This is a genomic window from Holdemania filiformis DSM 12042, assembly GCF_000157995.1.
GTDB lineage: Bacteria > Bacillota_I > Bacilli_A > Erysipelotrichales > Erysipelotrichaceae > Holdemania > Holdemania filiformis.
Genome location: NZ_GG657561.1, coordinates 578,580 through 587,632, shown reverse-complemented (window position 1 = coordinate 587,632; position 9,053 = coordinate 578,580). Strand labels below are relative to the sequence as shown.

At 38.3% G+C, this 9,053-nt stretch carries 9 protein-coding genes; 8 read left to right on the top strand and 1 reads right to left on the bottom strand.

The annotated features are described in order from the left end of the window. Nucleotides 1-235 precede the first annotated feature (235 nt). Nucleotides 236-1,738, top strand: coding sequence for an IMP dehydrogenase (locus HOLDEFILI_RS15450; protein WP_006060786.1), 1,503 nt, complete (start codon nucleotides 236-238; stop codon nucleotides 1,736-1,738). Nucleotides 1,739-1,919: 181 nt separating this feature from the next. Further along, nucleotides 1,920-3,227, top strand: coding sequence for a glutamine-hydrolyzing GMP synthase (gene guaA / locus HOLDEFILI_RS15445; RefSeq protein WP_006060785.1), 1,308 nt, complete (start codon nucleotides 1,920-1,922; stop codon nucleotides 3,225-3,227). Nucleotides 3,228-3,317: 90 nt separating this feature from the next. Here the strand turns inward: guaA and HOLDEFILI_RS18995 are convergent, their stop codons facing one another. Beyond that, nucleotides 3,318-3,629 carry a tyrosine-type recombinase/integrase gene (locus HOLDEFILI_RS18995; RefSeq protein ID WP_156788960.1) on the bottom strand — a complete coding sequence of 104 codons (312 nt, stop codon included), beginning with the start codon at nucleotides 3,627-3,629 and terminating at the stop codon, nucleotides 3,318-3,320. Here HOLDEFILI_RS18995 and HOLDEFILI_RS15440 point away from each other — a divergent pair. The 6 genes from HOLDEFILI_RS15440 to HOLDEFILI_RS19405 all read left to right on the top strand — a co-directional run bounded on the left by HOLDEFILI_RS15440 (nucleotide 3,587) and on the right by HOLDEFILI_RS19405 (nucleotide 8,700). Further along, nucleotides 3,587-4,363, top strand: a complete 777-nt coding sequence (locus tag HOLDEFILI_RS15440) for a plasmid recombination protein (RefSeq protein ID WP_006060783.1) — start codon at nucleotides 3,587-3,589, stop codon at nucleotides 4,361-4,363. The two genes, HOLDEFILI_RS18995 and HOLDEFILI_RS15440, sit on opposite strands and share 43 nt — an antisense overlap. Nucleotides 4,364-4,550: 187 nt before the next feature. Beyond that, complete coding sequence (locus tag HOLDEFILI_RS15435) at nucleotides 4,551-5,588, top strand: virulence RhuM family protein (protein WP_006060782.1); 1,038 nt, start codon at nucleotides 4,551-4,553, stop codon at nucleotides 5,586-5,588. A gap of 83 nt (nucleotides 5,589-5,671) precedes the next feature. Then, a complete protein-coding gene (locus HOLDEFILI_RS15430; protein ID WP_039865151.1) occupies nucleotides 5,672-5,881 on the top strand; it encodes a helix-turn-helix domain-containing protein in 210 nt (69 codons plus the stop codon). 2 nt (nucleotides 5,882-5,883) lie between these two features. Continuing rightward, complete coding sequence (locus tag HOLDEFILI_RS15425) at nucleotides 5,884-6,201, top strand: N-6 DNA methylase (RefSeq protein ID WP_006060780.1); 318 nt, start codon at nucleotides 5,884-5,886, stop codon at nucleotides 6,199-6,201. Between the two features lie 65 nt (nucleotides 6,202-6,266). Next, a complete protein-coding gene (locus HOLDEFILI_RS15420; RefSeq protein ID WP_006060779.1) occupies nucleotides 6,267-8,390 on the top strand; it encodes an AAA family ATPase in 2,124 nt (707 codons plus the stop codon). A gap of 22 nt (nucleotides 8,391-8,412) precedes the next feature. Next, a complete protein-coding gene (locus tag HOLDEFILI_RS19405) occupies nucleotides 8,413-8,700 on the top strand; it encodes a 4-fold beta flower protein (RefSeq protein WP_006060778.1) in 288 nt (95 codons plus the stop codon). Nucleotides 8,701-9,053 lie beyond the last annotated feature (353 nt).

Sequence of the window (9,053 nt, the reverse complement as noted above, 5' to 3'; positions counted from 1 at the left end):
TCATCCAACCTGGAGTGAAGCACTGCACGAAGCGCTGATGGACTTTGATCAGCATGCCATTCATACCTTATATAAACGTACAAAATAACGAAAAGGCGGGCTTTCTTTTATCGGAGGACCGCCTTTTATCGTAAGAATTGTAAAAATTTTCAAAACGGATCATTTAATCCTTTACTTTGGGGCACAATTTCATTATAATCATGGATAATACAAAAAGGGAAAAGGAGCGAATACTATGGCATATTACTATGATCAACCGTCTCATACCTTCAGCGAATACCTGTTGGTTCCGGGCTATTCTTCCAGCGAGTGCATCCCGACGTCTGTCAGCCTGAAGACGCCGTTAGTCAAGTTCAAGAAAGGTGAAAAACCGGCGATCGAAATGAACATCCCGATGGTCAGCGCGATCATGCAGGCGGTGTCTGATGACCGGATGGCGGTGGCGCTGGCAAAGGAAGGCGGCGTTTCGTTCATCTTTGGATCACAGTCGATTGAAAGTCAGGCGGCGATGGTTGCCCGCGTGAAAAATCACAAGGCCGGCTTTGTCGTCAGCGATTCCAACATTACGCCGGATATGACGCTGGCACAGGTTCTTGAACTGGTCGAGGAAACAGGACATTCCACGATGCCGGTCACTGAGGACGGAACTGCCAACGGACGCTTAGTCGGCATGGTTACCAGCCGCGATTACCGGGTTTCCCGGATGGCGCCGGAAACCAAGGTTGCGGACTTCATGACGCCGTATGATAAATTGATCGTCGGTCATGAGAGCGATACCTTGTCGGACTGCAACGATCTGATCTGGGAACACAAGCTGAACCAGCTGCCGATCATCGACGAGAATCAGCACCTGTTGTATCTTGTTTTCCGTAAGGATTATGCCACGCATAAAGAAAATCCAGACGAGCTCCTGGATTGCCACAAGCGGTATATCGTCGGCGCGGGCATCAACACGCGCGACTATGCAGAGCGTGTTCCGGCGTTAGTGGAAGCGGGCGTCGACGTGCTGTGCATTGATTCCTCGGAAGGCTTCAGTGAATGGCAGAAGCGCACGATTTCCTGGATTCGCGCGAAATACGGCGATTCCGTTAAGGTTGGCGCAGGCAACGTCGTCGACCGCGAGGGATTCCGGTTCTTAGCGGAGAGCGGCGCAGATTTCATTAAAGTCGGCATCGGCGGCGGTTCCATCTGCATCACCCGTGAAACCAAAGGCATCGGCCGCGGTCAGGCGACAGCGGTCATCGAAGTTGCGAAAGCTCGTGATGAATATTTTGAAGAGACCGGAATTTACATCCCGATCTGCTCGGACGGCGGCATTGTTTACGATTATCATATTACCTTAGCGTTAGCGATGGGCGCAGATTTCGTCATGCTGGGACGGTATTTCAGCCGCTTTGAAGAATCGCCGACGACGAAGCTGATGGTCAATGGCACCTATGTCAAAGAGTATTGGGGCGAAGGCAGCAACCGCGCCCGCAACTGGCAGCGCTACGATTTGGGCGGCGCTCAGAAGCTGAGCTTTGAGGAAGGTGTCGATTCCTATGTTCCGTATGCCGGAACGTTAAAGGAAAACGTCACGCTGACGTTGTATAAGGTGAAATCGACCATGTGCAACTGCGGTGCGCTCTCGATTCCTGAGCTGCAGCAGAATGCCCGGCTGACCCTGGTTTCCGCGACCTCGATTGTCGAAGGCGGCGCGCACGACGTCATCGTCAAAGACAAGAGCTCGATGAAATAAGCTTTTCCCTTACCCTGAGTGAAAGATCGGAAACTTCCGGTCTTTTTCTAAAGGGGGAAGGGGATCGAGATAAGTTGGCAAAATTCAAAAGTTGGTAAGAAAGGCAATCGGCGATTGCAAAGAAACCCGAATTTTGTTACATTAGGACTGGAATAAAAAGGAAGTTGAAGGAGGAATAGCGATGAAACAGGATATGATTTTAATTTTAGATTTAGGCAGTGATGAAAATACCGTACTGGCGCGGATGATCCGCGATTTGGGCGTCTACAGCGAGATTAAACCGCATGATATCACGGAAGAAGAACTGGCAAAGCTGGATAATGTCAAGGGGATCATCCTTAATGGCGGCCCGCTGAACATCGTCGACGGCAAGGCGATTGAAGTTCGTGATTTTATCTATGATGCAGGTGTCCCGGTGCTGGCAGTGAATTATGCGGCGGCCAAGGGTGAGCATTGCCTTGATCAGTGGCCGGCAGAGGAAGACGCGATGCGAGCGGTCGTGAATTCCTTCTTGTTTGACACCTGCCATGCGGAAGCGAATTGGAATATGAAAAACTTCGTTGCCGACCAGATCGAATTGATCCGGCGTCAGGTCGGGGATAAAAAGGTGCTGCTTGCGTTGTCCGGGGGCGTTGATTCTTCGGTCGTCGCAGCGTTGTTGATCAAAGCGATCGGCAAGCAGCTGGTGTGCGTGCATGTCAATCATGGCTTGATGCGCAAGGGTGAATCGGAAAGTGTAATTGAAGTGTTCCGCAATCAGATGGATGCGAACTTGATTTATGTAGATGCGAGCGAGCGTTTCTTAACGAAGCTGGAAGGGGTAGCGGATCCGGAACAGAAACGTAAAATTATCGGTGCTGAGTTCATCCGTGTGTTCGAGGAAGAAGCGCGCAAGCTGGAAGGAATTGACTTTTTGGCGCAGGGCACGATCTATCCGGATATCGTGGAATCGGGCACGAAGACCGCGAAGGTCGTCAAGTCGCATCACAATGTCGGCGGCCTGCCGGAAGACATGAATTTCGAGTTAGTTGAACCGTTGTATTATCTGTTCAAGGATGAAGTCCGGGCATGCGGCCTGGAACTGGGCTTACCGCATGACATGGTCTTCCGTCAGCCATTCCCGGGGCCGGGACTGGGTGTCCGCTGCCTGGGCGCAATCACAAGAGAACGGCTGGAAGCGGTGCGGGAATCGGATGCGATCCTGCGCGAGGAGTTTGCGAAGGCGGGACTGGATAAGAAAGTTTGGCAGTATTTCACGATTGTTCCGGATTTCAAATCGGTGGGCGTCAAGAACAACGCGCGCTGCTTCGAGTATCCGGTGATCATCCGCGCGGTCAATACGATCGATGCGATGACCGCTTCGATTGAACAGATCGACTGGCCGGTACTGACAAAGATTACGGATCGGATTTTAAAGGAAGTCAAAAACGTGAACCGGGTTTGTTATGATTTGTCGCCGAAGCCATGCGCGACGATTGAGTGGGAATAACAATTTAAGTGTTTTAAAGTCTTAGAATATGCCTTGAATAAAGGCTTTCTGAGACTTTTTGTTTTTTTGTGGCTATAAAATGGCTACACTTTACAGATTTTTTGTAGCCAATCCATTAGAAATTAAGGAATCTAGCTGATTGGCTACTTCAATTTGTTTGTTTGGATATAGATGACTATAGGTATCCATGGTTGTTTGAACATGTTCATGACCAAGTCTCTCAGCAATTAAAAGCGGTGAAAAACCTAATTCTACAAGCAAACTGGCATGACTATGTCGTATATCGTGAACCCTAATTCTTTTTACTCCTGCATTATCACATCCACGCTTGATTTCACGTTCTACAAAATATTTCGAAAATGGAAATAAGCGGTTATCATCTTCATGTAGTTTATATTCCAACGGTTGTAAAGAAAATCTTATGGTCAAAGCGATGCAAAGATAAAAATTTAGTTGGGACAGTTAAAGAAGTCATTCAGCAAGTAAGTTCCAGCAAGAAATGGATTTCTAAGCAGGCATTTGATGGTGAAGGCAAGCCTATTCTACAAAAGAATGGCAAACCAGTTTTAAGAAAGTCATATAGCGTTTTGCAAGATGATTTCTATCAAGCGATGAAAGAAAAAGGATATCTTGATTTAGAAAGAGGAGAACGAGGAAGTAGTGAAGAACATTTAACAGTCACTCAATTTAAAGTTGAACAAGAAAGACAACGCTTAGATAAATTGCAGAACCAAGTAGTATCCAATGAAAAGAAGTTAAAGCAAATTGAATCTACAACAAAGATTAAAAAACAAATACTAGCACGTTATGATGAAATAGACCGGATGGGAAAGGAAACGATTGCTGGAAATATTCAATTTACTAAATCTGAAGCCAACGAATTAAAAACTTTAGCAAAGCAAAGCATTGAACAAAAAGGAGTCATCACTAATTTAAAAAATAAACTTGAAAAAGCGAAAAAGGATATAAATATCTGGAAACAAAGATATGAACAACTCTTGGGACAAACTGGCGACTTTATCGAAGCAATCAAACATGCACCTGAATTAGTTAAAACATTTATTGATAAAGTGATTCACACTAAAAATGAAGTATCAAAGGGTCAGCAAAATAAAAAACATGAGCAGTCGTTATAGAAAACTTAGTCTTGGCAATAGCTGAGACTTTTAAATTTCCTATATCCATTAAATATATTGTACATAGATAGTGTTTCTTTATATAAAAGATAAAAAAGTGTATAAATGCAAAGATCTTATTTTAATATGATGCTAAATGGTTTATAATATTAATTGTCAATTATAGTACTATGCGAAAGGAGCAATTATGCCTAAAAATAAAATTACAATCCGTTCTAGTGCCGCTGAATACTTAACCTATGTGGCTTCGATAGGTGGCGAAGAAAGTAGCATGGAAATGCGTTATGAAGATGAGAATATATGGCTTACTCAAAAAATGATGGCTGTTTTATATGATGTTAGTATTCCAACAATAAACGAGCATCTTAAAAGTATTTATAGTGATGGGGAATTACAAGAGGCATCAACTATTAGGAAATTCCGAATAGTTCAAAATGAAGGGAATCGCCAGGTTGGAAGAGAAGTTATTCACTATAATTTACAAGCTATTATTGCAGTCGGATTCAAGGTTAACAATGAACGTGCTATTCAATTTAGAAAATGGTCAGGTCAAATCGTTAAAGATTACACAATTCAAGGCTGGGTAATGGATAAAGAACGTCTAAAAAAAGGAATATTATTCACAGATGAATACTTCGAAAGACAGTTAGAAAATATTCGTGAGATACGAATGTCTGAAAGAAAGTTTTATCAGAAAGTAACAGATTTATATGCAACTGCTTTTGATTATGACAAAACATCAAATACAACAAAACTATTCTTTAAAACCGTTCAAAATAAGATGCATTATGCAACGCATAGACATACTGCAGCTGAATTGATTGTAGAAAGAGCGGATGCCAATAAAGAACATATGGGATTAACAATTTGGGAAAATGCTCCTGATGGAAAAATTGTTAAAAGTGATGTAAGTGTTGCTAAAAATTATTTAACCGAAGATGAGTTATCATTTTTACAAAAGTTGGTATCGCTATACTTGGATTATGCTGAACTTCAAGCACAAAGGCATATTCCAATGAGTATGGAAGATTGGTCAAAACGTTTAGATGGCTTTTTAGAATTTAATGGTACTGAATTATTAACAGGAGCTGGTAAAATCAGTGCTGAGCAAGCTAAATTACATGCTGAAACAGAATTTGAGAAGTATCGTATTATTCAAGACAGGTTGTTTACATCTGATTTTGATCGCTATTTGTTAGAACTTGAAGAACAAACAAAAATATAAAGAAATAAATCAAAACTTTTTACTGCTGACGAAAGTTAAGTAAAAGTGAGATGTCTATTATGAGGTGTAGAAAGGAACATAATATGAATGTTTGTTATAACCGATTATTTAAACTTTTAATTGATAAAGGATTAAAGAAAACAGAGTTTGCTAAAGAAGTCGGCATTGGTCAAAATACTTTAGCAAAACTTTCTAAAAATGAATATGTATCTATGGAAGTATTAGTAAAGATATGCAAGGGATTAGATTGTAATATTGAGGATGTAGTAGAAGTTGTAGGGAAGGAAGATTAGATATGGCAAAGGAAACGAATGCAAATATTGGATTTGAGATTGGTAAATATATTGATGAAGCAATGGAAGCTATTGAAAAAGAAAATACAACTTTAAAAGGAGTTTTGCCAAAAAATTATGGTACTCCTGATTTAGACAAAACAGTTTTAGGAGATGTGGTAGATTTATTCACAAATAAAATTCACATGGATGGTACTGATCATGATATGGATTTACTTGGTAGAACATATGAATACTGTATAGCTGAATTTGCGGCTAAAGAAGGTAAAGATGGTGGGGGATTCTACACACCGTCGAGCATTGTAAAATTATTATTATAATTAATATACAAAGAAGTTTTTTAAAAAGATAGGCTTTTGAAAATATCAATCAAGGAGGGAATTTAATGTATCAAATTAAAATGGAAAATTGTAATAATATCATACAAGGAGAATTAACTATCGAGAATGGAAAACTTAACATTTTTTATGGAATAAATGGTACTGGAAAAACAACAATTGCAAAGGCAATAGAGTTCTCGAAGGAACCACAAAAAATAAAAGAATTACAATCTTTTTTGAAAGAAGATCCGGCATCTGTCTCAATCAGTCCGGAAATTGGAAAGATATTGGTATTTAATGAAGATTTCGTCAGGGATATTGTTTTTAAAGAAGATGAAGTTATACAAAATTCATTTGAAGTATTTTTGAAAACACCTAATTATTCTCAAAAAAAGGCACAGCTCGATCAACATCTTCAAGCTTTACATAATATTATGAAGCAGGATGAAGAAATACAAGAGTTACAGAAATTATTAGATCAGATTGCGGGTAAGTTTAAACGTAATATTAATGGAAAACTTAGTAGATCAGGTGTGTATAAAAGCGTATTGTCTAAAAGTAATTTATATAATATCCCAGAAGAACTAGATAGTTACAGGCCTTTTATTACAAATACGGAAATCAATATTTCTTGGATAGATTGGAAGTCTAAAGGAGATGCTTTTGACATTGGAGATGGCTGTCCATATTGTTCAGAAGCATTAAATAGGCTTGTGCATAATAAGAGGAAAGAGGTGTTCAAAGAGACTTACAAAAAATCTGATTCACAAAATCTTAAAGACTTGTTAGATTTGTTTGAAAATTTAAGGATATATATTAAGCCGGAGAAGTATGATGAATTGGTATCTTATGTAAAAAATGATGTCCCAGAAGATATTATATCGGCTATTCTTGAAAAGTTATTACTAGAAGTGGATGTAATGCTGAAACGGTTTGTTGCTATTGTTGAATTTGGAAACAGAAGAATTGTTCTAGCGGATATATCCAAACTTGAACAACAAATTAATGAAATGGAAATTCCAAAGAATTTTTTTGAGATTTTTGGTGGTGAAAAAACTGAAAATGTTATTAAGCGAATAAATGATCAGGTGGTTGAATTGCGTTCAGAAGCAGCAGTATTAAAAAGAGAAATGGGTGCATTGAAAGGTTTAATGCAATCAACAATACAAGCATCACAAGCAGATATCAATGAATTCTTGAAAACTGCAGGCATAAACTATGAATTAGTGATACTTGCGGAAGATGAAACCAATAGCCGTACAATATTAAAACAATGTTTTAGTGAAGAAAAAACAGATGTAACAAAAATACGAGATCATTTGAGTTGGGGTGAGAAAAATGCTTTTGCACTTATTCTGTTTATGTATTATGCTGTTGCACAAAATCCTGATTTAATCATACTAGATGATCCAATATCATCATTTGACACTAATAAAAAGTATGCTATTCTTCATAGAATGTTTAAGAATATTGGAAAAAGAGATGTTTCTTTTGATAGAAAAACGGTTTTGTTTTTAACACACGACTTTGAACCTATTACAGATTTTATTGTAGTAGGAAAATTAGGTGAAGAAAGAGCACAAGCTTCTTTTATTTGTAATGAACATGGAACCGTTAAAGCGTACAAGATAAATCCAAATTCAGATGTAAAACTTATTACAACGGAGTGTAGTGAAATTGCAAAGAATATAAATATAAACATAGTTAGTCGCGTAGCTTTTCTAAGAAAATTAAGTGAATTAAATGAACGAAATGAGGATTGGGATTTAGTGTATGAAATTTTATCTTGTCTTATTCACGCAAATGAGATAAAGAGAAAGGTAGGAAATAATATATATGTTGAAATTGCTCCAGAGGATATCGCTATCGGAATAGCTAAGATCAAGGAGTATATTCCGGACTTTGATTATGATGAACTCAAAAATAATATCTATACAAAAGAAGGAATTAAAAATTTATATAATGTTGAAACTAATGCATATTTAAAAGTGCAGTTGTTTAGAGAGATAAACGAAATATTAACTCAAAATGAAATTAAAATTACACAAATGGATGGTGCTTGGTATAAATTTATAGATGAAACATATCATATTGAAAATGATTATCTTCATTTTTTGGATATTATTAAATTCAATATTGTGCCAAGTTATATAATTGACAATGTGGATCAAATTGTATCTAGAATATAATTAAGAAAAGGGTGAATAAGTTATGAATTATTGGGCATGGGGCGGAAAGTATGTAGGTAGACGTTCGGGTGATTATCTTTATTCAAGTGATGGTAATCCCTTAGGAGTATTCTATGATGATGAATTATATGATTTTTCTGGAAAGTATATTGGGGAAATACGTAATAGAAATAGAATTATTGTAAACAAAAGTCATAAAAACAAACGAAAATCAGGAAGGTGCAAGCCATGTGGAAAATGTGGACTTTCGTATTGCGATTATGTAGGATATGCTATGTTATGTGGCTATGAGGATTTTAACTTAGAATAAAATCTTTTCAAATTAAATAATATTGAAATGTGGTTTAATATTCTGTGAGAAATATGAACACTGCAATGTTTTTGGTGTTTAGAGAAGTAAGTAAATTATGGTAATATAAAATCTTGTAGGGTTTTTAGAAAATGAGCTATAAAATCGCATAGGGTTGGAAAAAGAAAAAATGGATAGAGCGTCGACGCTGTAAAGAGCGAAAAGACGAAATATCCATTTTTATTTAGCTAAGGGTTCAATGAAGAAAAAGGATTAAAGCTGAAGCTTATCGAGGGTTAGAAAAATCATCAGTAGGAAGTGAGGAATTCTTTTTGCGGTAATGACCGCGTTTCTTCCCCTCCTGCCGTCGTGAT